Source organism: Actinoplanes sp. URMC 104 (genome assembly GCF_051386375.1).
In the GTDB taxonomy this organism is placed as follows: domain Bacteria; phylum Actinomycetota; class Actinomycetes; order Mycobacteriales; family Micromonosporaceae; genus Actinoplanes.
Window position 1 is genome coordinate 752,131 of sequence record NZ_JBPQTO010000002.1, and the last position, 25,532, is coordinate 777,662.

General features: G+C 73.2%; 20 protein-coding genes and 1 riboswitch. Of the genes, 8 read left to right on the forward strand and 12 right to left on the reverse strand.

The window, feature by feature from the left end; all coding sequences use genetic code 11:
* Position 1: 1 nt before the first annotated feature.
* Positions 2-70, reverse strand: a riboswitch (cobalamin riboswitch).
* 130 nt (positions 71-200) lie between these two features.
* From ACSNN8_RS04400 to ACSNN8_RS04415, 4 genes are all read left to right on the forward strand, one after another.
* Positions 201-1,538 carry a precorrin-3B synthase gene (locus ACSNN8_RS04400; RefSeq protein WP_436647099.1) on the forward strand — a complete coding sequence of 446 codons (1,338 nt, stop codon included), beginning with the start codon at positions 201-203 and terminating at the stop codon, positions 1,536-1,538.
* Positions 1,538-2,155, forward strand: coding sequence for a precorrin-8X methylmutase (locus ACSNN8_RS04405; RefSeq protein WP_436647100.1), 618 nt, complete (start codon positions 1,538-1,540; stop codon positions 2,153-2,155). The genes ACSNN8_RS04400 and ACSNN8_RS04405 overlap by 1 nt, the downstream gene beginning before the upstream one ends.
* Entirely contained in the window at positions 2,152-3,678 is a 1,527-nt protein-coding gene (locus ACSNN8_RS04410; protein ID WP_436647101.1) for a precorrin-2 C(20)-methyltransferase, read from the forward strand. The genes ACSNN8_RS04405 and ACSNN8_RS04410 overlap by 4 nt, the downstream gene beginning before the upstream one ends.
* 172 nt (positions 3,679-3,850) lie before the next feature.
* Positions 3,851-5,401 carry a cellulase family glycosylhydrolase gene (locus ACSNN8_RS04415; RefSeq protein ID WP_436647102.1) on the forward strand — a complete coding sequence of 517 codons (1,551 nt, stop codon included), beginning with the start codon at positions 3,851-3,853 and terminating at the stop codon, positions 5,399-5,401.
* Here ACSNN8_RS04415 and ACSNN8_RS04420 read toward each other — a convergent pair.
* The 12 genes from ACSNN8_RS04420 to ACSNN8_RS04475 form a co-directional block, all read right to left on the reverse strand.
* Positions 5,335-6,558, reverse strand: a complete 1,224-nt coding sequence (locus ACSNN8_RS04420) for a glycosyltransferase (RefSeq protein ID WP_436647103.1) — start codon at positions 6,556-6,558, stop codon at positions 5,335-5,337. The two genes, ACSNN8_RS04415 and ACSNN8_RS04420, sit on opposite strands and share 67 nt — an antisense overlap.
* A complete protein-coding gene (locus tag ACSNN8_RS04425) occupies positions 6,530-7,762 on the reverse strand; it encodes a glycosyltransferase family 4 protein (RefSeq protein WP_436647104.1) in 1,233 nt (410 codons plus the stop codon). The genes ACSNN8_RS04420 and ACSNN8_RS04425 overlap by 29 nt, the downstream gene beginning before the upstream one ends.
* Complete coding sequence (locus tag ACSNN8_RS04430; RefSeq protein ID WP_436647105.1) at positions 7,759-9,015, reverse strand: lipopolysaccharide biosynthesis protein; 1,257 nt, start codon at positions 9,013-9,015, stop codon at positions 7,759-7,761. The genes ACSNN8_RS04425 and ACSNN8_RS04430 overlap by 4 nt, the downstream gene beginning before the upstream one ends.
* Positions 9,009-9,767: a hypothetical protein gene (locus ACSNN8_RS04435; protein ID WP_436647106.1), complete on the reverse strand. Its 759-nt coding sequence runs from the start codon at positions 9,765-9,767 to the stop codon at positions 9,009-9,011. The genes ACSNN8_RS04430 and ACSNN8_RS04435 overlap by 7 nt, the downstream gene beginning before the upstream one ends.
* Complete coding sequence (locus tag ACSNN8_RS04440; RefSeq protein WP_436647107.1) at positions 9,764-11,713, reverse strand: hypothetical protein; 1,950 nt, start codon at positions 11,711-11,713, stop codon at positions 9,764-9,766. Before ACSNN8_RS04440 ends, ACSNN8_RS04435 begins: the two co-directional genes overlap by 4 nt.
* Entirely contained in the window at positions 11,713-12,831 is a 1,119-nt protein-coding gene (locus tag ACSNN8_RS04445) for a glycosyltransferase family 4 protein (RefSeq protein WP_436647108.1), read from the reverse strand. The genes ACSNN8_RS04440 and ACSNN8_RS04445 overlap by 1 nt, the downstream gene beginning before the upstream one ends.
* Positions 12,828-13,661: a glycosyltransferase family 2 protein gene (locus tag ACSNN8_RS04450; RefSeq protein WP_436647109.1), complete on the reverse strand. Its 834-nt coding sequence runs from the start codon at positions 13,659-13,661 to the stop codon at positions 12,828-12,830. Before ACSNN8_RS04450 ends, ACSNN8_RS04445 begins: the two co-directional genes overlap by 4 nt.
* An 82-nt stretch (positions 13,662-13,743) precedes the next feature.
* Complete coding sequence (locus tag ACSNN8_RS04455) at positions 13,744-14,484, reverse strand: L-type lectin-domain containing protein (RefSeq protein WP_436647110.1); 741 nt, start codon at positions 14,482-14,484, stop codon at positions 13,744-13,746.
* A 231-nt stretch (positions 14,485-14,715) separates the two neighbouring features.
* Positions 14,716-15,672, reverse strand: a complete 957-nt coding sequence (locus tag ACSNN8_RS04460; RefSeq protein WP_436647111.1) for an ABC transporter substrate-binding protein — start codon at positions 15,670-15,672, stop codon at positions 14,716-14,718.
* The gene (locus ACSNN8_RS04465) at positions 15,673-17,619 is read right to left on the reverse strand and encodes an ABC transporter permease (RefSeq protein WP_436647112.1); all 1,947 of its coding nucleotides are present in this window, start codon (positions 17,617-17,619) and stop codon (positions 15,673-15,675) included. It abuts the gene before it with no gap.
* 163 nt (positions 17,620-17,782) lie between these two features.
* Positions 17,783-18,817 carry a quaternary amine ABC transporter ATP-binding protein gene (locus tag ACSNN8_RS04470; protein WP_436647113.1) on the reverse strand — a complete coding sequence of 345 codons (1,035 nt, stop codon included), beginning with the start codon at positions 18,815-18,817 and terminating at the stop codon, positions 17,783-17,785.
* Positions 18,814-20,349: a GMC family oxidoreductase gene (locus tag ACSNN8_RS04475; protein ID WP_436649404.1), complete on the reverse strand. Its 1,536-nt coding sequence runs from the start codon at positions 20,347-20,349 to the stop codon at positions 18,814-18,816. The genes ACSNN8_RS04470 and ACSNN8_RS04475 overlap by 4 nt, the downstream gene beginning before the upstream one ends.
* Positions 20,350-20,475: 126 nt before the next feature.
* Between ACSNN8_RS04475 and ACSNN8_RS04480 the strand changes: the two genes are divergently transcribed.
* From ACSNN8_RS04480 to ACSNN8_RS04495, 4 genes are all read left to right on the forward strand, one after another.
* Positions 20,476-21,240 (forward strand): glycerophosphodiester phosphodiesterase, encoded by a 765-nt coding sequence (locus ACSNN8_RS04480; RefSeq protein ID WP_436647114.1) that lies wholly within the window; start codon positions 20,476-20,478, stop codon positions 21,238-21,240.
* A 688-nt stretch (positions 21,241-21,928) separates the two neighbouring features.
* The gene (locus ACSNN8_RS04485) at positions 21,929-23,398 is read left to right on the forward strand and encodes a hypothetical protein (protein ID WP_436647115.1); all 1,470 of its coding nucleotides are present in this window, start codon (positions 21,929-21,931) and stop codon (positions 23,396-23,398) included.
* A gap of 120 nt (positions 23,399-23,518) precedes the next feature.
* A complete protein-coding gene (locus ACSNN8_RS04490) occupies positions 23,519-24,346 on the forward strand; it encodes a siderophore-interacting protein (protein ID WP_436647116.1) in 828 nt (275 codons plus the stop codon).
* On the forward strand, positions 24,347-25,531 hold the full coding sequence (locus ACSNN8_RS04495; protein ID WP_436647117.1) for a CynX/NimT family MFS transporter: 1,185 nt from the start codon (positions 24,347-24,349) through the stop codon (positions 25,529-25,531).
* The last annotated feature ends 1 nt before the right edge of the window (position 25,532 follow it).

A 25,532-nucleotide genomic window follows, 5' to 3' on the forward strand; every position in this document is an offset into this window, starting at 1 on the left:
GGAGTTCCTGGCTCCCGGGGTCACCCCGGTGACAGTGGCGGGACCGCGCCGGATTCGCACCGGCTTCCTCCGCAGCGTCGCACGCTCGTGGCCTCCCAGCCTCTCCGGCCCCCGGTGGCCGCGTCAAGGAGGGCGCCGGTGTGTGACGATCCCGACCCGAGCATGCGGTCCTGTCGGGGGTCGAACGTAGTATCCGGCTCGTGCCTGCTCGTGCCTCCGACGTCGACGCGTGCCCCGGCGCGCTGCGGTTGCACACCGCGGCCGACGGTCCGCTCGCGCGCGTCCGGCTGCCCGGCGGCCTGCTGACCGGGCGGCGCCTGGCGGTCCTGGCCGGCCTGGCGACCGAGTTCGGCGACGGCCACCTGGAGCTGACCTCGCGGGCGAACGTGCAGCTCAGGGCGCTGCGGGGGGCGGACCCGGCGGTGCTCGCGGCGCGGCTGTCGGCCGCCGGCCTGCTGCCGTCGGAGACCCACGAGACCGTACGCAACATCGCCGCGCCGCCGCTGGCCGGCGCCACGATCCGCGCCCTCGTCGAGGACCTCGACCGCGGCCTCTGCGCCGACCCGGCCCTGGCCGCCCTCCCGGGCCGTTTCCTGTTCGCCGTCGGCCCGGTCCCCCTCTCCGCCGACCTGTCGGCCGTCCCCGCGAGCGACCCGACCTCCGCCGTCCCCGCGAGCAACCCGACCTCCGCCGTCCCCGCGAGCGACCCACCCGCCGCGCCCGGCGGCGCCTTCGCAATCCTCTTCGCCGGCCACGATCTGGGCGTCCGCGTCCCGGCAGGCCTCGTCGTGACGGCCCTGCTCACCGCGGCCGGCGCCTTCCTCGACGAACGAGCCGCGGCCACGCCCGGCGCCCCGGCCTGGCGCCTGCACGAGCTGCCCGACGGCCCGGCACGCATCGCCGCCCGCACCGCCGAGGCCCTCGGCACTGGCGACCGATCGCTCACCGGACGCGGTGAAACGGCGGGCGCCCTGTCCGGGGCCCCGCTGTCGCCGGCCGGCCAGGTTCTGCGGAGTGACCCGGACGTCCCGGGCCGCCCGGAGGACGCCACGATGATCGGCACGCTGCCGCAGCCCGACGGGCTTCTCGCGGTCGGCGCGCTGGTGCCGCTCGGCCGGCTCGGCGGCGAGGCGCTGCGCCTGCTCACCACCGCCGACCGGCTCGTCGTCACCCCCGGGCGGGGCGTGCTCGTCTGCGACCTCACGCCCGAGGCCGCCCGGCGCTGGGCGCGCGCGCTGACCGAGGCCGGGCTTCCGGTCGACCCGGGCTCGCGGTGGGCCGGGGTGACCGCGTGCGCCGGGCGGCCCGGCTGCGCGAAATCCCTGGCGGACGTGCGGGCCGATGCCGATGCCACCACCGCGTACTCGGACGGGCTGCCCGTCCACTGGATCGGCTGCGCCCGCGGGTGCGGCAGCCCGTCCGGCCCGCACGTGCGGGTCGAGGCCACCCCCGCCGGTTACGCCGTGACCCGGCTGCCGGGCGGGGAGACTGACACCGGCGACACGGCCCACGCGGTCGCCGCCGCGAGGAGGATCTGATGGAGTACGAGAGGGACGGCGCCGAGATCTACCGGCGCTCGTTCGCCACGATCAGGGCCGAGGCCGACCTCAGCGGGCTGCCCGCCGAGGTGGCCCGGGTCGCCGTCCGGATGATCCACGCCTGCGGCATGGTCGACCTGGTGCGCGACCTGTCGTACAGCCCGCAGGTGGCCGTCGTCGCCCGCAAGGCCCTGCTGGCGGGCGCCCCGATCCTCTGCGACGCCGAGATGGTCGCCGCCGGCATCACCCGCAAGCGCCTCCCCGCCGCCAACGAGGTGGTCTGCACCCTGCGCGACGCTCGCGTGCCCGCGCTCGCCGAGAAGCTGGGCACCACCCGCAGCGCCGCCGCGATGGACCTCTGGCTCGACCGCCTCGAGGGCTCGGTCGTGGCGATCGGCAACGCGCCCACCGCCCTGTTCCGCCTGCTCGAGATGATCGCGGCGGGCGCGCCCCGGCCGGCGGCCGTGCTCGGCATCCCGGTCGGCTTCATCGGCGCGGCCGAGTCGAAGGACGCGCTGGCCGCCTCCGACCTCGAGCACCTCGTCGTGCGGGGCCGCCGGGGCGGCAGCGCGATCACGGCCGCCGCCGTCAACGCCCTGGCATCGGAGGCGGAGTGACCGGCCGGCTCTACGGCGTCGGGGTGGGCCCCGGCGACCCCGAACTGATCACGCTCAAGGCCGCCCGCCTGATCGGGTCGGCCGACGTGGTCGCCTATCACGCGGCGCGGCACGGGCGCAGCAACGCCCGCGCGATCGCGGCCGGGCTGCTGCGCACCGGGCAGATCGAGGAACCGCTGATCTACCCGGTGACCACCGGGGACACCGACCACCCGGGCGGCTACCAGGGCGCGATCGACGAGTTCTACACCGAGGCGGCCGCCCGGCTCGCCGCCCACCTCGACGCGGGCCGCGACGTGGTGGTGCTGGCCGAGGGCGACCCGTTCTTCTACGGCTCCTACATGCACATGCACAAGCGGCTCGCCCACCGCTATCCCGCCGAGGTCGTGCCCGGCGTGACGTCGGTGAGCGCGGCCTCGGCCGTGCTGGGCCGCCCGCTGATGGAACGCGACGAGATCCTCACCGTGCTGCCCGGCACGCTGCCGCCCGCCGAGCTGGCCGCCCGCCTGGCCGCCACCGACTCCGCTGCCGTGATGAAGCTCGGCCGCACCTTCGACGGCGTCCGCGAGGCCCTGACCACCGCGGGCCGCCTCGACGACGCCTGGTACGTCGAGCGCGCCACCACCGACCGGGAACGTCACGCGCGGCTCGCCGACGTCGATGCCGAGTCGGTGCCGTACTTCTCGCTGGCGCTGCTGCCCAGCCCCGCCGCGACCGCCTTCGCCGGGACGACGGACGGCGGCGGGGAGAGCCCGGAGGAGGACGGCGCCGGACGCGGCCGGGTGACCGTCGTCGGGCTCGGGCCCGGCGACCCGATGTGGCTCACGGCGGAGGCCCGCGGGGCGCTGGCCGAGGCCGACGACCTGATCGGCTATCAGCCGTACCTGGACCGGGTCGCCACCCAGCCGCACCAGCGCAAGCACCCGTCCGACAACCGGGTGGAGGCCGAGCGGGCGGCGTTCGCGCTCGATCTGGCCAAGCGGGGGCGGCGGGTGACGGTCGTGTCGTCGGGCGACCCCGGCGTGTTCGCGATGGCCGCGGCCGTGCTGGAGGTGAGCGAGGACCCGCAGTGGAAGGGCGTGCCCGTCCGGGTCGTTCCGGGGCTCACCGCCGCGCAGGCCGTCGCGAGCCGTGCGGGGGCGCCGCTGGGCCACGACTTCTGCGTGATCTCGCTGTCCGACCGGCTCAAGCCGTGGTCGGTCATCGCCTCGCGGCTCGCGGCCGCGGCGAGCGCCGACCTGGTGATCGCGGTCTACAACCCGGCCTCGAAGTCGCGCCGCGAGCAGCTGGTCAGCGCCCGCGAGCTGCTGCTCGAGCACCGCGCCGGGGACACCCCGGTCGTCGTCGGCCGCGACGTCGGCGGCCCGGCGGAGTCGGTCCGCGTCACCACCCTCGCCGAGCTCGACCCGGCGACCGTCGACATGCGCTGCCTGCTGATCATCGGCTCGTCGCAGACCCGCGCCGTTCCGCGCGGCGACGGCTCGACCTTCGTCTACACCCCCCGCCACTACCCCGCGGACTAGCCGCCACCACCTCGCAGCCGGCGCCGCTCCAGGCGCCCGGCCGATGCACCGTGCCCGCTACCAGCGGCAACGCCAATGCAATCAGCAATCCCGCTACCCGCGAACTGTCCGACCGATGAGAGGGGCCGCTCCCACTGAACATTCCGCACACCTAACGAAGGACACCATCCACGTGTTCACCCCTCGCCGCTGCGCCGCCGTCCTCGCCTCGTCGCTCCTGCTGGGCCTTGCCCTCCCCCACTCGCCGGCCACCGCCGCGGCGAAGCCGGCCACCACGTCGGCCGCGAAGGCGGCGATGGCGGCGACGGCCCTCACGACCGCGAAGCCCGCCCCCGCGAGGGCCGCCGAGGCCGCCCCGACCCGGGCCTCGCGCCTCGCCGCGGTGAGGACCGCCAAGACGATCAACTACTACCCGTCGGCCGCCGGCTGGTCGAAGATGTGGACCGACTGGGACCCCGCCCGCATCGACGCCGACCTGGCGAAGGCGCAGGCCCTGGGCGCCGACAACGTCCGCGTCATCATCTTCCCGACGACGTTCGGCTGGCCCAAGCCGTGGAACGGCTACCAGGACCGCCTGGCCTCGTTCGTGGACATGGCCGCCGCGCACGGCATGACCGTCAAGTTCACGCTGTTCGACTGGTGGGACGCCTACGAGGACGTCGACGCGAGCGTCGCCTGGGCGAAGACCGTGCTCACCCGGTACAAGGACGACCCGCGCGTGCTTTCGTTCGAGGTGCAGAACGAGTTCCAGCCGGACAACGCCCGCGCCGCCACGTGGGCCAAGAAGGTCGTCCCCGGGCTGCGGGCCGCGTTCCCGACCATGCCGCTGACCTTCTCCGTCGACGGCCAGGCCGGCGCCCCCGCCATGGCGAAGATCAAGACGCTGCTGGCCGCCACCCCGGTCGACTACTACGACTTCCACTTCTACACCAACTCCGAGCGGGCCCTCGCGGTCATCAAGAACGCGCAGGCCGCGGTCGCGCCCGCCCCGATGGTGATCGGCGAGGCCGGCCTCAACACGCTGCAGAACACCGAGGGCGAGCAGGCCGCGTTCCTGGCCCGCGTCTTCGAGGGCGCGGAGGCCGCCGGCGTGCAGTCGGTGGCGCCGTGGACGCTCAACGACTTCACCCAGGGCGCCATCCCGTCCTCGGCGGTGTCCCGCATCCCGGCGCAGTACAGCTACGGCCTCTACCGCACCGACGGCACCGCGAAGCCGGCCGCCGCGGTCGTGAAGGCGGGCTGGGCGAACACCGCGATGCCGGCCTCGCTGATGGACCCGGGCTTCGAGCTCACCGCCGGCCAGAGCCCGTGGCGCGCGTACATGCCCGAGCTGGGTCTCGCGGTCAAGACGCAGAGCATGGCGCGCACCGGCAAGTGGTCGGTCAGCATGACCAACACCGGCAAGACCGCCGCGGGCTCACCGTCGTACCGCGTCTCGCCGGTCACCCCGGTGAAGTCGGGTCAGAAGTGGCACGGCGAGGTGTGGGCCCGCGGCAACGCCGCCACGGGCACCACCCAGATCGCGCTCAGCTGGTTCGACGTCAACGACAAGTGGCTCGGCGGCGCGTCCTCGACGTGGCTGCCGGTGGGCACCACCGGCTGGACCAAGCTGGTCGTCGACGGGGTCGCCCCGGCCGGCTCGACCAGCATGCAGGTTCACCTCAAGTCGGGCGAGAACAAGGGCACGATCTGGTTCGACGACGCGGTGATCACCGCGTCCTGAGCGACCGGCATCCCCATCGCGGCGAACAGGCGCGTGAAGGCGGCCACCGACTGCTCCCACGAGGAGGGGTCGGTGTGCCGCCTTCCGGTCTTGGCGGTCGCCGCCACGATCGCGTCCACGAGAGACGAGGGCGAGCCCGGCTCGACGAACGTCGTCCCCGAGTACTGCGAGGCGGCCTCGACCAGCCCGCCGACCGCGGTGACCACGACGGGCAGCCCGTGGCTCATCGCGATGTGCAGCGGCCCGCTGGCCGAGCTGCGCCGGTAGGGCAGCACCACCAGGTCCGCGTCCGCGAAGAACCCGTCCACCTCGGCGTCGGTGACGTACCGGTTCACGAAGGTGATCTTCGAGGCGAGCGGCGACGCCGCGATCAGCGACGCGGGCAGACCCCAGCCCTCCCACGTCTCCCCCACCACCGTCAGCGTGTAGCCCGGCGGCAGCTGCTCGAAGGCCTCGACCAGATCCTCCAGGCCCTTGTACGGCCGGATCGTGCCGAAGAACAGCAGGCGGCACGGCCCGCCGGAGGAGGGCGTACGGGCGGCCGGCACGTGGTGGTCGAACGGCCCGTGCAGCGCGATCTCGTCCGGCACCCCGCCCAGGTCGTACGTCCGGCGCACAGCCACCCGGTCGTATCCGGAGTGGACGATCACGCCCCCGGTGCAGCGCAGCAACGGCTTGATCAACGTACGGCAGTACAGCGAGGCCCACCGGTGCGCCGCCTCGCCGGTGTCCTGCACCTCGTGGAACTCGACGACCACCCGGGCGCCCAGCAGCCGCGCCGCCAGGCAGAGCACCAGGTACGAGTGCAGCACCGCGCCCGTCCACCACTGGAACACGATCACGTCGGGCCGCGACGAGCGCAGGAACCGCACCGCCCGGATCAGGCTCGGCAAGCCCCACCAGTCGACGCCGTCGAAGACCCGGACGCGCGGATCGTACGAGAGCTCGCTCAGCTGCTGCCCCACCCGCCCGCGCCCGGGGTAGAGCCGGGTCGGCAGCAACTGCCGCATGAGGATCGTGCCGACCTCGTAGCGCGACGCCAGCGCGTTGCTGAGCCGGCAGGTGTAGTAGCTGATGCCGGACAGGAACCGCCAGCCGGAGCCGACGACGACCACCCGGGTGCGGCCGTCAGCGGGCGGCGGAGGCGATGCAGGCACGGTAGACCTCCTCGATCTGCGGGACGACGCGGGCGGCGGTGTAGTCGAGCCCGCGCCGGTGACCGGCCGCGCGCAGCCGCGCGGTGAGCTCCGGCGAGCCGAGCAGCCGCCGGATCGCGGCGACGAGCGCGTCCGGGTCGCCGACCGGGATCTGCAGCCCGGTCTCGCCGTCGCGGATCATGTCGGCGAGCCCGCCGGCCGCGGTGGCGATCAGCGGCGTGCCGGCCAGCAGGGCCTCGACCGCGACCTGCCCCATCGGCTCGAACACCGACGGCACGATCCCGGCCGCGGCGCCGTGCCAGGCGGCCATCACCTCGTGGTGCGCGACGTTGTGCCGCACCACCACGCCGGGCGGGATCGGCGGCGTGTCCGCGCGCGGCGTGCCCAGGCACACCAGGGCCGGCGCGTCACCCGAGGCGGCCAGCCGCTCGTACGCGGTGAACAGCACGTCGATGCCCTTGTGCACGCCGAGCTGCCCGACGAACAGCAGGTACGGCCCGGCCGGCAGCCACTGCGGCCGGGGCGTGCTGCGGGCGAGCTCGTCCAGCCCGTCCGGCACCAGCGACGAGATCACCCGCACCGGCACGTCGCCGGGCAGCCGCCCCTGCTCGACGCCCTCCGCGACGGCCGGCGAGATCGCGGTGATCGCGTCGATGCCCCGGTGCCGCTGGGCGCGCAGCGCGGTGGTGAGCAGCGCCGACTTCGGACCGCCGTACTGCGGCGAGGCGCACGGCAGGCACTTGCCCAGCCGCGGCCCGCCACACGTGCGGCCGCCGCGGGCGTACGTCTTCTTGACGCACGTGAAGCCGAAGTCGTGCGCGGTGTGCACGTGCGGCAGCCCGTCGCGGCCGAAGCGCAGCGGCAGGTAGCTGTACATCATCCAGTCGTGGCTGTGCACCACGTCGTAGCCGCCGGAGCGCAGCACCCGCCGGATCGCCGCGGTCGTCAGCGGGTCGGCCGTGGTGGGGTGGAACGGCTTCGCGGCGTCGGCGTTCATGCCCGGCAGCAGGGTGTTGGCGACGCTGCGCACGCGTTTGACTCGTACGCCCCGGATCGTCTCGTCGTGATCCGCGAGCGGCGTGGCCAGCGTGAGCACGGTGACCTCGTGACCGCGGCGCACCAGCTCCTCGCTGCTGGTGGCGATGCTGCGCTCGAGCCCGCCGATCACGGGCGCGTACAGGTTGGACAGGTGCAGGATCCTCATCCGGCAGGGGCCTTTCGACGCGTCGACAGAAAACGGAGGCCGACGGCCACGGCGCCCGCGGTCTGCCCGGTCAGCCAGGCGATGCCGGCGGCCTCGATGCCGGTGCCGGGCAGCCAGAGCCAGGTCAGCGCCAGGCAGGTGGTGGCCATCAGCAGGTTCAGCCGCAGGCAGCGGCGGAGCTCGCCGAGCGAGCGCCAGTGCGCGACGACGAGGTTGGTGATCGCGTCGGGCAGCGCGGCGAGCACGAGGATCCGCAGCAGCAGCTCGCCCTCGGCGGCGTAGCCCGCGCTGAACAGAGCGAGGATGCGGTCGCCGGCGAAGAACAGCAGCAGGGCGGGCGGCGCGGTCACGGCGAGCACGACGGCGGAGGCGCGGGGCAGGCCGGCCGCGGCGGAGTTGGTGCGCTCGGCGTAGAGGGCCGAGGCCACCGCGGGCGAGACCATGAACAGCATCGAGGCGGTCATCCAGGCCACGTAGAAGTGCCCGTTGGCCTCGGGCCCCAGCCGCGCGGTGACCAGCACGGGCAGCAGCGCGGTCGGCCCCGCCTGGGCCAGGTTGATCAGGTGGTGGCCGCTCAGCGAGCCCTGGACGTGCCGCAGCTCCGCACCCAGCCCGGCGCCTGCCGGCCGGGCGCCGGGCCGCAGCCGGGGCAGGCTCGAGGCCAGGGTGTACGCGGTGACGGCCACCGACGGCAGGGTCCAGGCCAGCAGCACGACGCCCGCGCCGCCGTACCCGGCCCGGGTGAGCGCGGCCAGCGTGGCGAGCTTGCCGACGGCCAGCGCGAGCGTGCGCAGGAGCATGCCGTGGCTGGCCCGGTGCGCGACGAAGACGTTGTCGAGCAGCGTCGACGCGGTCAGCGCGACCGACGTGACGACCAGCGCCGCCGTGCCCGAGAAGCTGCGCAGGAACGCGAAGTTGCCGCCCAGCGACGGCAGCACCCCGGCCGCGGCGAACGACGCGACCACCGTGGCGCCGCAGCCGAGCAGCAGGCCGGCGCTGACGATCCGCGACCACTCCCGTACGCCCGTGCCCGGCAGCCGCTGGATGAACATGTGCCCGAGGCCCAGGTTGGACACCATGCTGACCACGGTGGAGACCGAGATCAGCGCGGTGGCCGTGCCGATCGCCGGCTGCGCGAGCTCGCGCGCGGCGAGCAGCCAGTAGAGGTAGCCGAGCCCGGCCGCGCCGGCCGTGCTGCCCATGATCAGCACGCTGTTGCGGGCCAGGGAGTCCCGCGCGACGGTCCTCAGCACGCCGCCGGTCCGCGGCCGTAGAAGACGGTGCTGGTGGCGCCCAGGCTGATCTCGATGCGGTGCAGGCAGCCGTCCGGCGGCGCGGGCACGAAGACGTCGACCGAGCGGACGACGCCCGGCTCGACGGTCAGCGGGCGGCCCGAGACCAGGCGCGCGCCGACGCGGACCCGCAGCGGCACGGTGGCGGCCGGCCGCCCGGCGCTGCTCACGCGCACGGGCACGTGCACGCCGCGGGCCGGGATGGCGACCGGGCCGGCGATGCCGGTGGCCCAGCCGTTCAGGGCCAGGCTGGTGTAGCCCGGCTGCGGCGGGTGCGGCAGCCGCTCGTACGCCTGCAGGGCACCGAACCCGGCGACAAGCGCGAGAAGGGCCGGGATCGCCACCGCGCCCACCGTGGCCGGCAGGCGCGGATCGGCCGGGGACGGCCCGCAACGCTCGCGGAACAGCACCACCGCGCCGAGCACGCCGCTCAGCACCGCCAGCCCGATGGCGACCCAGCGGGCAGCGATCGGGATGCCCGAGACGTGCAGCACGATGGCGAGGAACGGCAGGCTGACCAGCCCCGCGACGGTCGCGAGCCCGACCCGGGTGAGCGGCGGTATCGCCTCGCCGGTGAGCGCGCGCAGCCACAGCTCGCCGACGGCGACGAGCGCGGCCAGGCAGACCGCCGCGAGCCCCCAGCGCGGCCCGCCGGCGAACGCGAGCACCAGCAGCGCGGCACAGGTGGCGGTGACCAGGCGCAGCGGCGTCATCGGCGCACCGGCCCGGTCAGCGACGCGAAGTCGAAGCGGTAGATCGCGATGTTCCCGCTGTCGTAGATCTTGATGGTCCACGGCGTGCTGTCGAACTTCGTGAGCTGGCCGAGCGTGAACGCGGGCCGCCCGTCGTGCCGGATCGGCTCGTTGGTCTCGAAGTAGATCTGGATCTCCGGCACCTCGCGGGCCATCCGCTCGTCGACGATCAGGTAGCCGAACCGCCACGCGCTGAGCTGCTCGATCAGCCGGTGCGGCGGCGGGCCGCCGGGCTGCGCGAGGTAGAGGTCGTAGGTGGGGAACGTGTGCGAGCCGGTGACCGGCCGCTGCCCGCCGTACGAGCCGAAGATCAGCCCCGAGTAGCGGTCGGCGACGATCCGCAGGTCGCGGCCCTGGGTGGCGCGCAGCCAGGCGGAGGCGGCGAACACCTCGGGGGTCGACGAGCGGGTGTCCGAGCCGAAGACCGGCGGGCCCGGGAAGCGGTAGGACGGGTTCATGCCGGCCGCGGTGTTGCCGACCATCACGACCGCGCAGACGCCGAGCAGCGCGCCCGCGGTCGCGAGCCGGGCGGCGCGGCGGGCGGCGTGGCGGGCGGCGTGGTCGAGCAGCGCGACCACCACCGGCGCCACGACCAGCGCGATGCCGAGGTAGCTGAACGCCCACGACCGGCGCGCGCCCTCGGCGCCGGACGGGGTGAGGATCAGCAGCGCGGCCGGGAAGTAGAACGAGCCGAGCACGAACATGGCGAGCGCTCCGGTGCGCGACACCGCGTCGCCCTCGCGCCGGTAGCGCAGCCGCCACGCGGCGGCCGCCATGGCCAGCCCGGCGACGCCCTGGGCGGCGAACGCGGCGTACCGCTCCCACCAGGGCGCGACCGACTCGCGGAACAGGGTGCGCTTGCCCGAGCCGCCACCGCCGGCCATCCCGGCGATCTGGTCGAGCGCCTTGGCCAGGTAGGGGTCGAGGTATCCGGCGGTGCGCGGCGCGACCACCCACAGCCAGGCCACCACCAGCACCGCGGCCGCGGCGGTCAGCGTCCACGCGGTCCAGGTGGCCGCGCGCGGATTGATGCGGCGCAGCGCCCGCGCGGTCGCCACCGCGCAGAGGATCAGCATGACGCCGAGCAGGCCCAGCGCGGTCAGGTGGTGGGTGGCGATGGTCGCGGCGGAGAGCATCAGCGTCACGGCCGACCAGCCCAGCCGGGCGCGTCCGGCCGGTCCGCGCATCGCCCGGTGCAGCGCGACCAGCGTCCATACGAGCAGCGCGATCGCCAGCGACTCGTAGCCGAACTGGGTGTCGAAGAACAGGAACGAGCTGTTGAGGCTGTAGCCCACGGCGGCGACCGCGGCGATGCGGGCGTCCTGCCAGATCTCCCCGGCCAGCACGGCCACGCCGAGCACCACGAGCAGGTGGGCGGTGATCAGCACGAACAGCGCGGCGTGCCAGATCGAGACGCCGGTCAGCGCGCTCACCGACGCGACCGTCGAGTGCAGGCCCGGGAAGTCGCCGACCACCTTGACGATCGGGTTCTGCTCGAACAGCCGGCCGTTGAGCAGGATCTCGCGCGCCTGCCGCCAGTGGGCGAACTCGTCGTGGAACAGCGGCCCGTCGGGCGTGCGCAGCAGCTTGGGCAGGAAGGTGAACCCGGCGTACGCGGTGAGCACGGCGACGCGCAGGTGGGCTCCGGTGCCACGGCGGACCAGCCAGGCCACCGCGGGCAGCGTGAACACGAGCAGGCCCAGCCAGAACAGGCCGAACTGGCGGCCGGTGTCCCACTCGGCGGCGCGGTTGGCCGCCACGAGCAGGGCAACGCCGGCCGCGCCCGCCACGGTCAGGGTGGCGGCGCAGGCCACCGCCGGCCGCCGGTCCGCCGTCGCCGACACCTCGGGCAGGTCCGCGACGGCGAGGTCGGGCCGGTCGTCGGCGACCGTGCGGGTCACCGTCATCAGTCGCGGGCTCCCGCGCCCGCGGCCTGCTGGATCACGCGGACGCGCGGCGCGACGGCCGCGTAGACCTCCCGGGTGGCCAGCACCACGTCGCTCCAGGTGGGCAGCGCGTTGCGGCCGTGCTCGGCCCGGGCGGTGGCGGCGGCGTGGCGCAGGGCGTCGGCCAGCGCGATTTCGTCGTCCGGGTTGACCAGCCAGAGCGGCGCCCCGGGCGCAGCCATCGCGGCCAGTTCCCGGTGCGCCGGGATGAACGACGCCACGGTCGGGATGCCGGCGGTCAGCGCGTCCGCCACGGCCATGCCGAACGCCTCGTGGCCCGAGGCCGACACCACCGCGGCGGCCGACGCCATGCGGGCGCCGAAGGCGTCGTCGGAGAGCCTGCCGTGGAACACGACCCGGTCGGGCAGCAGCCCGAGGCGGGCGGCGAGCTGCTCCCACTCCTCGCGGGCCGGGCCGGCGCCGACCACGTCGAGCCGGTGCTCGGCGCTCAGGTGGGTCATCGCCCGGATCACCCGGTCGACCCGCTTGTAGCGCTCGAGGCGCCCGACGCAGAGGATGCCGCGCCCCGGCTCGGGGCTCGCCATCAGCTCGGGCGCCGGGTCGGTGCCGTTGGGCACCACCACCATGCGCTCGCGCGCCTCGGGGAAGTGGCTGGTCAGCAGCTCCCGCTCGGCGCGCGTGACGCAGATGACGCGGGCCGCGCGGGCCACGATCCGGCGGCCCAGCGGCCGGTAGACCGGGTGCAGCGCCGCGCGCAGCCGGCTGTGCCCGGTGCCGTGGTAGTGCGGGGTGAACACCAGCGGGGTGCGGTTGGTCAGCGCGGCCGGCAGCGCGGCCAGCGCGTGGTAGCTGTGCGCGTGCAGCACGTCGTACCGGCCCGCGTTGCGCCGCAGCCACCGCCACAGCCCGATCGAGAAGCGGTAGTTGGCCGCCGTGACGGTGAGCGGGAAGCGCCGCACCAGCACGCCGTCGATCGACTCGATCGAGCCGTGGGCGTGCTGGGTGAGCACCTCCACCTCGTCGCCGGCGGCGGCCAGCGCCGCGCACAACCGGCGGACGTGCGTCTCCACGCCGCCGATGTCGGGGTGGTAGGCGCTCGTGACGACGCCGATTCTCACCGCGCCCGCTCCGGGCTCCGGTGAGCCGCGACCCCGTGCCGGCGCGGCCACTCGCGCGCGATCGTGCGCAGCACCCGCAGGCCGTCGGTGAACGCGTTGAGGTTGCTCTCGCCGTGGATGCGCTGCTGCTCGAAGCTGTCCACCTCGACGATGCGCAGGCGGGCGCGGGCGGCGCGCAGGTTGAGCAGCGTCTCGATCTCGAAGCCGTCGCCCCACAGCCGCCCGTCGGCGGGGGTGGTGCTGTCCAGGCCGAAGACGTCCAGGTGCCGCGCCCAGAACGCGTTGTAGCCGTAGCACAGGTCGCTGTACTTCGTGCCGAAGAGAAGGTTGACCATCAGGTTCAGGCAGTGGTTGCCCGCGCGCCGCAGCCGCGTGATGTCGGCGCTGCCGCCCGCGCCGCCGAAGCGCGAGCCCTTGGCGAAGTCGGCGCCGCCGCGCAGCGCCGCGATGAAGCTCGGGATCTCGCGGGGGTCGGTCGACCCGTCCGCGTCGATCATCACCAGGATGTCGCCGGTGGCGGCCGCGAACCCGCAAGCCAGGGCGTTGCCCTTGCCGCGGCGGTTCTGCCGGATCACGCGGATGCCGGGCATCAGCCGGCGGGCGACGTCGACGGTGTCGTCGGTCGAGCCGCCGTCGACCAGGATGACCTCGTCGACCTCGGGCAGCGCGGCCATCACGTGGGGCAGGTTCCGCGCCTCGTTGAGCGCCGGGATGATGACGCTGACCAGGGGCTCGCTCGCGCCGACGACCACCGGCGGGGGCAGCTCGGTTCCCGTTGCGGCCTCAGTTCCCGCTCCGGCCTGAGGGCGGGCGTAGGGGACCGTAGACATACTTCTCTCCAAGACTCGGGTGTTGCACAGTGAGGTGCCGCCGGTGCCGGCGGCGGACCGGCCGGCACCGGCGACTACCTGGTCAGACGCCGGAACCCTGGACGGTCCAGGAGTAGATGTCCTGCTTCGACAGGCCGGTGCCGGTGGAGGCGGTGAAGCCCACCCAGGCGCTGCCCGCGCCGACGTGCCGGGCGAGGTCGATCTTGTGCTCCAGCGCCAGCTGCTCCTCCGAGCCGGCGCTCAGCGACTTGACGTAGACCCGCAGGATCTGGTCCTCGGCGTTGTAGACGACCCGGGCGTCGAACGGCCGGCCGTACAGCTCGATCGGCGCCTCGGCGGTGCCCGCCTGGAAGTCGGGGTTGCCGCCCAGCACCACCGCGAGGTGGTTGTCGCTGGAGTCGTTCGAGTTCTTGAAGATGTCGAACTCGACGGCGAGGCTCGGCTCGATGCCGCGGTAGCCGAGGCCGCCGCCCCAGCCGCCGAGCGCCCGCGGGCCCTCGTTCTGCACGACGAACGCGATGCCGTCGGCGCCCGGCCGGAAGTGGTGCAGCCAGACCTTGAACTCCGACTCGAACGACTTGGTGACGTCCAGCTTGGTCGTCGCCCAGGCCGAACCGGACTGCCGGTAGCCGCCCGGCGTGAGCCGCAGGATGCGCTGCTTGACCTTGCTGCCCGCCGACGTGATCAGGTCGGCCGCGCCGTTACGGTCCAGGTTCTTGGACGCGCCCTTGAACGTCGGATAGTCGATCAGCGGATCCTCGGTGGCCGCGGAGGCGCCGACGGGCGACACGGCGGCGGCTATCGAGAGAGCGAGGGCGGCCACCAGGCCACCCCTGACCACCCTCGAAGAACGTGAGGAAGACACAGTTCTGCGCTCCATTTCGGATAATTTGCCCCACTAGGACGTGGCCTAAGGTAGGACAGCGCGCAGATCCGCGTGATGCATTCCGGACTAACTACCCCGAATTGGATTCAACCGGTCGATTACCCACCTGTGGAACGCGCCGATGTGGTGCTCGCTCGGCACCAGGACAGCCTTCGGCGTGCGCATGGCCTAGCTGCCGGCCGGGATCCACGGCTTCCAGGTGGCCTCGTGCTCGTTCACCCACTTCTCCGCGGCCTGGTCGGCCGACATGCCCTGGTTGGTGAGGTAGTCCGAGACGATGTTCTGGTCGTCGTTGGTCCACGTGAAGTTCTTGATCATCTGATACGCCGTGCTGTTCCCGTCGGCGAACTTCTTGCTGACGATCTTGTCGAGCACGTAATCGGGGTAGTCGCACGCCACCTTCTTGGGGTCGGCGTCGCACCCCTCGGCATACGGGGGCAGCTTGACCCGCGCGTACTTCTGCTTGGCGAACAGCCACTGCGGTTCGTAAAAGTAGAACAGCAGCGGCTTGCGCTGGGCCGTGGCCTGCTGGGCGGCCTTGATGATCGCCGCCTCGCTGCCGGAGTAGACGACGGTGTAGTTGAGCTTGAGGTTGCTGACCAGCGCCTCGTCGTTGGTGACGAACGACGGGTCGCCGGCGAGGAACTGCCCCTTGCCCTTCGACTCCGAGGTCTTGAACAGGCTCGCGTACTTGTTGAGGTTCTTCCAGTCGGTGATGTCCGGGTACTGCTCGGTCATCCACTGCGGGACGTACCAGCCGATCACGCCCTTGTTGCCGGTCGGGCCGGCGTCGACGGCGACCTTCTTCTGCTCGATGTAGGTCTTCTTGAGGTCGGGGTGCCCCCAGTTCTCGACGATCGCGTCGACCTCGCCGGTCTCGAAGCCCTGCCAGGAGATCTCCTCCTTGAGCTCCTTCTTCTCGACCTGATAGCCCATCTTCTTCTCTAGCAGATACGCGATCACCGCGGCGTTGGCCTCGTAACCGACCCACGGGTTGATCGCGAGGTTGACCGTGCCCTTGGCGCCCGCCGACGGCTCGTTCTCCCCCTCCCCCGAGGTGGCGCCGCCGCACGCGGCCAGGGTCACTATGAGGGCCGCCGCGGCGGCTGTCCTGAGCGTTCTCATTCAACGAGGCCCTTCTCTGTCGTGGAAACCCTGGGTGAGCCGGTCGAGCAGGACGCCGAGCAGCACGATGGCGAGACCGGCCGCCAGGCCCTTGCCGAAGTCCTCGCGCTGGGAGAACCCGGCGACCACGTCGTAACCGAGGGCGCCGGCGCCGACCAGGCCGCCGACGACCACCATCGCGAGGACCATGACGATCCCCTGGTTGACGGCGAGCAGCAGCCCGCCGCGGGCCAGCGGCAGCTGCACCTTCCAGAGCAGCTGCCGCGGCGTGGAACCGGCCGAGGTGGCGGCCTCGACCACGGCCGGCGGCACGTCGCGCAGGCCGCGCTCGACCAGCCGCACGACCGGCGGGACGGCGAAGATGACCGCGGCGACGATCGCGGTGAAGCGGCTCGCGCCGAACAGGGCCACGGCCGGCAGCAGATAGACGAACGAGGGCATCGTCTGAGCCGCGTCCAGCAGCGGGCGCACGGCGGTGGCGAGCCGGTCGTGGCGGGCACAGAGAACACCGGTGGCCACCCCGATCGCCATCGTGAGCGCGATCGCGACCAGCACGGTGGCGAGCGTCTGCATCGAGTGCTGCCACAGGCCCAGCGCGGGCAGCCCGGCGGCGGCGAGCGCGGCGATCAGCGCCGCGCGCCAGCCGCTGACGAGCGTGCCGAAGGCGGCCACCGCGGCGACGAACAGCCACCACGGCGTGGTCACGAGCACGGTCTCGAGCGGGTCGAGCACCCCGGCGCTGATCCCGTTCTTGAGGCCCTCGGTGACGTCGTACCAGTGCAGCTCGATCCAGCCGATCAGGTCGTTGACGCCGGGCGCGAACGAATGGCCGGGCACCTCGCCCGGGCCCACGCTGATCGAGGCGGCGACGGCCGCGACCACCGCGGCGACGGCCCACCCGACGAGCCGGGACCGCCGGCTGCGGTGGTCCCGGGTGCGGCGGGCGGCGTTCGTGGTGATCCGGTCGAGCACGACGGCGAGGATCACGATGGCCAGCCCCGCGTCGAAGGCGGCGCCGACGTTGACCCGCTCGAGGGCGTTCACGATGGTGCCGCCCAGGCCGGGCGCGTCGATCAGCGCGGTGATCACCACCATCGACAGCGCCAGCATGATCGTCTGGTTGACCGCGAGCGCGATCGTCGTCCGGGCCATCGGCAGCCGCACCTTGCCGAGCAGCTGCCACCGGGTCGAGCCGAGCGCGGACGCCGCCTCCACCACGGTGGGCGGCACCTCGCTGATGCCCAGCGCCGTGATCCGGATCGTGGCCGGCACCGCGTAGATCATCGTGGCGATCACCGCGGCCGGCTCCCCGATCAGGAACAGCAGCGTCATCGGCGCGAGGTACGCGAACGTCGGCATGATCTGCATGACGTCGAGCACCGGCCGCAGCGTCGCCCCGACCCACCGCACCCGCGCCGCGAGCACGCCCAGCGGCACCCCGACCAGCACCGACAGAAGCACCGCCGAGACCGTCAGCACCAGCGTGTCGACGCTCTCGTCCCACAACCCCAGCACCGCGCAGGTGAGCAGGCCGCCCAGCGCCAGCACGCCCGTCCGCCACCCCGCCAGCACCGCCGCGACGCCCGCCACCGCCGCGACCAGCCCCGCGAACCCCAGCCCCGTGAGCGCCGCCTGCACCCCGTCGACGAGCAGCCGCACCCCCAGCCGCACGTAGTTGAAGCCGTAGAGAAAGACCGGGCTGGTGTCCCGGTTGGCGTCCACCCAGTCCCGCAGCCCGTCGAACACCCGGAACGCCGCCGCATCCTGCCCGTCCGCCGCCCCTTCCGTGCGGAACAGCACATAGGCCACCACCGTCGCCACCACCAGCACCGCCGCAGCCGCCCGCCGCCACCCCACCCCCCGCCGCCGCGGCGCCCACTCCTTCTCGACGTCCAGCCCTCGTCCCCCCACCCGCACCGCCCCCACCGGCGGCAACGTGGCCGTCACGCCCCTCCCCTCCCCCGCTGCCCATTGCTCACCGATCGCGAGGCGAGTCGGAGAAACGCCAGGAGCTCGCCGCCCGGAACGGGCGACACTCGCGGCGGCGCGGGCGGGATGGGGGCGAACGCCGGGAGTGTCGCGCCGGGGAGTGGGCGACGGGGGTGGGGGATCATGCGGGGACCTGGCGGTGGTGGCTGACCAGCACGGGCAGGAGCTGGTCGGCGTCGACGACGCCCAGACGGCGGGGGCCGTCGACGACCGGGATCGGGCGGTCGGCCCGCAGCACCCGGTGGATGGCGTCGCGGATGACCGTGCGGTGGCTCAGGGGCTCGTCCTCGCAGAGTTCGCCGGGCGCCGGGTCGCGCACGATCCAGCGCAGCGTCAGCACGTCGGAGCGGGGCACGTCGCGCACGAAGTCGGCCACGTAGGAGTCGGCGGGCGCGCCGACCAGCTCCTCGGGGGTGCCGACCTGCACCAGCTCGCCGTCGCGCAGCACGGCTATGCGGTCGCCGAGCGTCAGCGCCTCGGACAGGTCGTGGGTGATGAACACCAGCGTCTTGCCCACCTCGGCGTGCAGGCGGCGCACCTCGGCCTGCATGTCGCGGCGGATCAGCGGGTCGAGCGCGCTGAACGGCTCGTCGAACAGCAGCACCTCGGGGTCGGCCGCCAGCGCGCGCGCCAGCCCGACCCGCTGCTGCATGCCGCCGGAGAGCTGGTCGGGGTACTGCTGCTCGTGCCCCTCGAGGCCGACCAGCGCAAGCGTGTCGGCCGCCTTGCGGTGCCGCGCCGGCCGGGGCACGCCCTGGATCTCCAGGCCGTACGCGACGTTGTCCAGCACCGTACGGTGCGGAAGCAGCCCGAAGTGCTGGAACACCATCGCCACCTGCCGGCGCCGCAGCTCGCGCAGCCGCTTCGGGCTCATCGCGCGCACCGGCTCGCCGCCGATGCCGACCTCCCCGCTGGTGGGTTCGATCAGCCGGGTCAGGCAGCGCACGAGCGTGGACTTGCCGCTGCCGGACAGGCCCATCACCACGAAGATCTCGCCCGGCCGCACGTCGAAGCTGACGTCGCGCACGGCGACCAGACACCCCGTGCGGGCGCGCAGCTCCGCCCGGGACAAGTCCGCCAGCGGCGAGCCGGGAACCCGTTCGGCCCGGGGACCGAACACCTTCCACAGACCCGCCACCGCGATCATCGGTGTCATCCCCGGCCCCCTCCGTCCCGGCGTCCGGCCAGTCCGGCGCTGATCAGGTCGGCCGCCCGTTCGCCGATCAGCAGCACGGTCACCATCGGGTTCACCGACGGCATCAGCGGGAAGACCGACGCGTCCGCGATCCGGACGTTCGGCACGCCGCGCAGCCGCAGCTCCGGGTCCACGACCGCCGCCGGGTCGCCGGGCGCGCCCATGCGGCACGTGCCCGCGGGGTGGTAGACGGTGTGGTGCGCGGCCCGCCCGTACGCGGAAAGCTCCTCGTCGGATCGCAGCGCGGGCCCCGGCGCGATCTCCCGCGCGATCCACGACGCGAACGGCTCCGTGGCCGCGACCTCACGGGCCAGGCGCAGGCCGTCCACGATGGTCCGCTCGTCGTGGCCGCCGGGGTCGGTGAAGTAGCGGAAGTCGAGCAGCGGCTTGGCCGCCGGGTCGGCGCCGGCCAGCGTCAGGCGGCCCGCGCTGCGCGGGCGGGGCACGTTGGGCGTCATCCCGAAGCCGTGCTCGGGCACGTCGTAGCCGAGCCGCTCGGTGTTGACCGTGAACGGGATCTGGTAGAGGTGGAACATCAGGTCGGGGCGCTCGGCCGCGGGGTCGCGCCGCACGAACAGACCCGCGTCGGAGTCCATCGCGGACATCGGCGGGATCGGGCGGCTCGACTCCCAGAGGATCAGCGACTCGGGGTGGTCGAGCAGGTTCTCGCCGACGCCCGGCAGGTCGTGGCGCACGCGGATGCCGAGCCGTTCCAGATCGGCGGCCGGGCCGATCCCCGACAACAGCAGCAGCCGAGGGGTGTCGATCGCGCCGGCGCTCACCACGTACTCGTGCCTGGCCTTGATGACCTTGACCTGGTCGCCGTGGCGGACCGAGACGCCGTTGCCGGGGTCGAGGTCGAACGCCCAGTGGCCGGTCAGGATCGTCAGGTTGGGCCGGTCGAGGTGGGGGTGCAGGTAGGCGACGGAGGCGGAGGACCGTACGCCCGTCTCGGGGAAGTAGCCGACGGGGAAGAAGCCCGCGCCGTCCGCGAACGGCGCCGCGTTGAAGTCCTCGACGATCGGCACGCCCAGCGCGGTGCGGCAGGCCTCGACGAAGTCCTCGGCCAGCGGATTCCGGTCCTGGCTCGCCACCGGGACGATGGTGATCGCGAGCCGTTTGAACAATGGCACCATTTCGTCGTACGACCACCCGGTCGCACCCGCGTTCACCCAGTCCGCGAAATCGCCCGGCGGCGGCAACAGGCTGATCATGGTGTTGTGCGAGGAACAGCCGCCCAGCACGCGCGCCCGGGAATGGCGCAGATACGAGTTCCCGCGCGGCTGCGGCACGATCGGATAGTCGTAGTCGTACTCCGACTCGAGCAGGCTCAGCCAGTTGCGCAGGCGCAGAACGCGCTGGTCACCGACGTCGGACGGGCCGCCCTCGATCAGGCAGACGCGCACGGCGGGATCGGCGGACAGACGCGAGGCGACGACCGACCCCGCGGTCCCGCCGCCGACGATGACGACGTCGTACTCGATCGTTTCCAGGGCGCCACCCTCCGCCGAGCCGTCAGGAAAGAATCATCAGTCACGATGGCGTCGGTCAATGTCAACGGCGGACTTTTACCTCAGTGCAACAAAGCCCCCGCTGTTGATCTCCACTAGGATCGTCCCGTGCCCTTCGCCTTCCTCGACGCGCCCGCGCCGCTCGCGTTCGCCCACCGCGGCGGCGCGGCCGACGGCGACGAGAACACGGCCGAGGCCTTCGAGCGGGCCGTCAAGCTCGGCTACCGCTATGTCGAGACGGATGTGCACGCCACCACCGACGGCGTCCCCGTCGTCTTCCACGACGCCACGCTCGACCGCGTGACCGCCCACGCCGGCCGCATCTCGTCGCTCACCTGGGCCGACCTGCAGTCCGTCCGCGTCTCCGGCGCCGCCCTGGTGCCCCGCCTCGACGACGTGCTCACCTCGTGGCCCGAGATCCGCTTCAACGTCGACATGAAGTCCGACGCCGCCGTCTCCCCCACCGTCCGCACGATCCGCCACACCGGCGCCGCCGACCGCGTGCTGCTCGCCTCGTTCAGCGACCGCCGCCTCGCCCGCGCCCGCTCCCTGGCCGGTCCCACGGTCGCCACTTCCCTGGGCGTACGGTCGGTGGCCCGCCTGCGGGTGGCCTCGCTGATCGGTCTCCCGCTGCGCCTGCCACCCTCGGCCGCCGCCGCCCAGGTGCCCCCGCGGCAGGGCCGCTTTCCCGTGGTCGACCGGCGTTTCGTCGCCTGCGCCCACCGGCTGGGCCTGCAGGTGCACGTGTGGACGATCGACGACCCCGCCGAGATGGAACGCCTGCTGGACCTGGGCGTCGACGGCATCATGACCGACCGCCTCCCCGTGCTGCGCGAGGTCTACGAGGCGCGCGGCCTCTGGCACGACGCCTGAGCCCGGGACTGCGCGCCGAGGTTCACGAAGCGCCCGGCGTCCGGCCCGACCCCCGAGCCCCGCACTTCCCGCCGAGGTCCACGAAGCGCCCGGCGTCCGGCCCGACCCCTGAGCCCGGCACTTCCTGCCGAGGTCCACGAAGCGCCCGGCGTCCGGCCCGACCCCTGGACCTTCGCGTCGCGCTGGACCGCCCCGCCCGTGTCGACGGCGAGCCGCCCTCTGTGCGAAATCTCGCCTGTGGACAACCCGCAACGTGCGCCGATCATGGCGTAGCGTCACCCCCGCTTTCCCTGGGTGGGCGGGGGAGGCGGTGACGCACTGCCGCAGAAATTGCGCGGCGAATGGCGTACCGAAATCGTTTTCCCAGCTTGTTCATAGGTACATCCGGACGAGCATCGACTACATTTCCGGGAGAGCCGGCTGCCGGAAGCGCCACCGGAGGGGCTTGCGGCGGCCCAGAGGCTAAGCCCCAGCTCAACGAAGTTTTTGCGATCTTGGTTGAACCCCGGACATCAGCCGTTCGGAGGATGTGGGGCGTTCGAGCGTACGCCCATATTTTTTTCTTAAGTTCGGGCTAAGAATCAGATAATTTCGATTGCGGAATTGCATTCGGGCGGGGCGCCTCTTACCGTCTGGGGGCCGGTCGGAAAGTGGGGGACCGGTCCTTTGCGAAGATGAGGTATCACGCATGCGTAGGCCTGCTTACCGCCGCGCGGCCGCCACGCCGTCGGGACGCAACCGACGGCTGTTCGCGGCCGGGACCGTGATCGCCGCCCTGGGTGCGGCCCTGGGCATCGCCCAGATCTCGGGCGCCGCCGAGAACGACCCGCCCGAGGGCAGCGGCGCGGGCAAGGTCGTCAACGGGCAGGTGATCCTCACCGACACGTGCGCCGACAGCACGCTGACGCCGCACAACGGCTTCCAGGAGGGCAGCCGCTGCATCTCGACCGAGTTCGGCGAGGTGGGCGAGGCCAAGGACAACCCCAGCCTGCTGATCACGAACGCGCCGCGGCGTGTCGCGGTCAACACGCCGTTCACGCTGACCGTCAGCACCCGCAACCTCATCCGCGACCGCTTCCTCGCGGCCGGCAAGGGCGGCTACTACGTGGAGAGCTCGGTCCTGCGCGACGGCCTGGTCCGCGGCCACTTCCACACCGCGTGCCGGATGCTGCCGAACACGAACGAGGCCCCCGCGCCCGACCCGGTGCCGGCGTTCTTCGTCGCCACCGAGGACAGCAAGGGCGGCGCGACCCCCGACGAGGTCGTCATCCAGGTGCCCGGCCTGCCGACCGCGGGCATCGCGCAGTGCTCCTCGTGGGCCGGTGACGGCTCCCACCGCACGCCGATGATGGTGCGCGCCAACCAGACACCGGCGATCGACGCCGTACGCATCTCCGTCGGCAACGCCGGAGGCGGCAACACGGGCGGCGGGAACAACGGCGGCGGGAACAACGGCGGGAACACTGGCGGCGGGAACAACGGCGGGAACACTGGCGGCGGGAACAACGGCGGGAACACTGGCGGCGGGAACACCGGCGGGAACAACGGTGGCAACACCGGCGGCAACAACAACGGTGGCAACACCGGCGGCGGGAACAACGGCGGCGTGACGCCGGGCAACCCCAACACCACCGTCGCCCCGACCAAGCCTCCCATCAAGACCCCCACCACCGGCCCGACGGTGAAGGACGACTTCACCCCCGACCCGACCCGGCCGGCCACCACCACCCGCCCGAAGCCCGGCACCACCAAGCCCGCGACCACGCAGCCCCCGGTGACCGAGGACGACGACACCGAGTCCGGCACGGTCGACAACGACACCGAGGCCCCCGCGGCCGAGGCCCCGACGACCAAGGCACCGGCAACCAAGGCGCCCGCGACCAAGGCCCCGAAGCCCCGCGCGACGACCAGCGCGGCCGCCGGCACCAACTACACGTACGACGACGGCCAGTTCAACTCCGGCAACAAGGCCCCGGTCGCCGACCAGGTCGCCCAGGTGCGAGCGGAGAGCGCGAAGAAGGACGACGGCGGCCTGCTCGCCAAGACCGGCACCAACACCATCGCGGTGATCGGCGGCGCGGCGGTCCTGCTGATGATCGGCCTGATCATCATGGCGCTGACCCGGCGCCGGAGCCTGCCGGGCACCCCCTGGGAGTAGGCAGCAACAAGCCGGCGAGAGGGCGGTCCGCGGATGCGGGCCGCCCTTTACCGTGCCCGGCGGACTGAGGGTAGCCTTACCAGCCGGAGCGCCGGGAGAGCCGAGGGAAGAGGGTCCAGGATGGCGAACAGGCCGGCACGGGCGGCGACGGAGGCGGTCGTCACCCGGGTGGAGCAGCTCACCCCGCACATGATCCGGGTGGTGCTCGGCGGCGAGGCCCTCGGCCGGATCGAGGCGGGCGCGTTCACCGACCACTACGTGAAGGCGCTGTTCCCGCAGCCCGGCGTCGACTACCCGGAGCCGTTCGACATGGGCGCGATCCGCGAGACCCTGCCGCGCGAGCAGTGGCCCGCCGTCCGCACGTACACGGTCCGCAAGTGGCTGCCCGAGATCCCCGAGATGTGGGTCGACTTCGTCGTGCACGGCGACGAGGGCATCGCGGGGCCGTGGGCGGCCGCCGCCAAGCCGGGTGACGTCTTCCGTTTCATGGGCCCGGGCGGGGCGTACGCCCCCAGTCCCGACGCGGCCTGGCACCTGCTCGCCGGTGACGAGAGCGCGCTGCCCGCCATCGCGGCCGCGCTCGAGGGCATGCCCGCAGGCCGGCCCGTGCGCGCGTTCCTCGAGGTGGAGAGCGCGGACGAGGAGCAGAAGCTCGAATACCCCGCCGACGCCGAGGTCACCTGGCTGCACCGGGGCACCAGGCCCGTGGGTGAGGCCCTGATCGAGGCCGTACGCGGCTACGAGTTCCCGGCCGGGCCGGTGCACGCGTTCGTGCACGGCGAGGCGAGTTTCGTCAAGGACCTGCGCCGCTACCTCAAGGTCGAGCTCGGCATCCCGATGGACCAGCTCTCGATCTCGGGATACTGGCGGCGCGGCCTCAACGAGGACGGCTGGCAGTCCTCCAAGCGCGAGTGGAACCAGCAGGTGGAACAGGAGCAGGACCGGTAAGTGGTAGCTGCTCAACAGAACCCCACCAGAACACGCCTCGGCGCGCTCGTCGCGCTGCTGCTGGCCGCCGTGAACCTGCGGCTGGCGGTGACCAGCGTCGGCCCGGTGCTCGACGAGATCCGCGACGGTCTCGGTATGAGCGCGACCGTGGCCGGTCTGCTGGCGTCCGTACCCGTGATGTGCTTCGCCGCGGTCGGCCTCACGGCGCCCCGCCTGGCCCGTCGCTTCGGCGCGTCCCGGGTGATCCTTGTCGGTCTCACCGTGCTCGCCGCCGGGCTGGCAGTCCGTCCGTTCGCTCCCGGCACGGCCCTGTTCCTGCTGCTCAGCCTGGTGGCGCTGGCCGGCATCGCGGTCGTCAACGTGCTGCTGCCCTCGGTCGTCAAGGACCGCTTCCCCGACCGCGTCGGCCCCACCACCGGCCTCTACACCGTCGCGCTCAACGTCGGCGCGACCGTCGCCGCCGCGGCCACCGTCCCGCTCACCGAGCACGCCTTCGGCAACGACTGGCGGCTGGGCCTCGCCTGCTGGGCCGCCGTCGCGGTGTTGGCCGTGCCGTCCTGGCTCCCGCTGGCCCGCGAGCCGTTCACCCGTCCCGCCGAGGTGAAGACCGAGGATCTCGTACGGGTCAGCAGGCACCCGGTCGCCTGGGCGCTGGCCGTCTACTTCGGCATGCAGTCCACCTCGGCGTACGTCATCATCGGCTGGCTCCCCCAGATCTACCGCGACTCCGGCGTCTCCGCCGAGCAGGCCGGCGTGCTGTTCGCGCTCACGTCGTTCCTGGGCGTGCCGCTGGGCTTCGCCCTCTCCGCGTTCGCCGGTCGTGTGCGCAGCCAGAGCTGGATCGCCGTCGGCCTGGGCGTCTTCGGCCTGGCCGGCTACGGCGGCCTGTGGTGGGACCCCGCCGCCGCCCCGTGGCTGTGGGCCGTGTTCCTGGGCATCGTCAACACGGCGTTCCCGCTGGTGCTGACGCTGATCGCCCTCCGCGGCCGCAATCCCGCCACCGTCGTACGGCTGTCCGCCTTCGCCCAGAGCGTCGGCTACATCCTCGCGATCCCCGGCCCGTTCCTGGTCGGCGCCCTGCACGACGCCACCGGCAGCTGGCGGGCCCCGCTCGCGCTGGTCCTCTGCCTGATCGTCCCGCAGATGATCGCCGGCTGGTTCGCCGGCCGCGACCGCCAGGTCTGAG